The organism is Streptomyces sp. P17, from assembly GCF_032436805.1.
GTDB lineage: Bacteria > Actinomycetota > Actinomycetes > Streptomycetales > Streptomycetaceae > Streptomyces.
In genome coordinates, this window is record NZ_JAVRBF010000229.1 from 1 (window position 1) to 721 (window position 721).

Genomic DNA, 721 nt, shown 5'->3' on the forward strand with positions numbered 1-721 from the left:
CGAAGTTGGGCAATACTCCGAATGTTCCCAAGAACATGGAGAAATACTCAAAGAACAATGTCGTCTTTGCTGCACCACGGAAACAGAGATTGGCAACCTGCTTCTTGTCAGAGACAGTCTTGTCCAGCATTCGCAGATGCACTGGTGGGGTCTTATGGCTCTCACCTTCTGATCCATTGACCAGCTTGATGAAGTTCATGAACACCAACGCAAATTTGGACGGTACATAAGTACCGTCCGCCAAATCTGAATAGTCGATGTTGTCCAGCCACTCATCCAGTGACTTTTTAATGATGATCTGTGTCATACGTCCTCAACGTCCGAATTCATTCGCATCGCTGCAATGTCGATGGTCTTTGCTTCGCCTCCTGAAATAGCACTGCGTTGAATGTCTGCCAATTCATGAAGGGCATTCGTAATAGCAGCCATACCCGCCTGATCCTGTTGGTTCAGGTTGAAGGTCACACCGCCCTTGGCAGCTTCAGGCTTCTTCAGATGGGTCAAGAGAGAGTTCGCAGCTTCGGTGCGTACCTTCTCACTCTCGGCATTCCGCATCAGATCGTACTGGGTATTCAGCGCCTCTTGGAACATGTGATGGTTCAGCACCCATGAAGGTGTAATCGTCTGTTCCAGAATGAGATTGACCAGCTTGCCTTTCTTATAGATCGACACGTAGCTAGACAGTGTTTTGTCGTTCGCTCCGCTCTGAACCAAGGAAAGA

Annotated in this window: 2 protein-coding genes; both read right to left on the reverse strand. The window is 48.5% G+C overall.

Annotated features, from left to right (window positions below; genetic code table 11):
• The coding region (locus RMT89_RS40540; protein WP_315888757.1) for a hypothetical protein at positions 1–307 on the reverse strand (307 nt) is incomplete at its 3' end.
• A partial coding sequence (locus tag RMT89_RS40545; protein WP_315888758.1) for a hypothetical protein occupies positions 304–721 on the reverse strand: 418 nt, incomplete at its 5' end. The genes RMT89_RS40545 and RMT89_RS40540, both read right to left, overlap by 4 nt.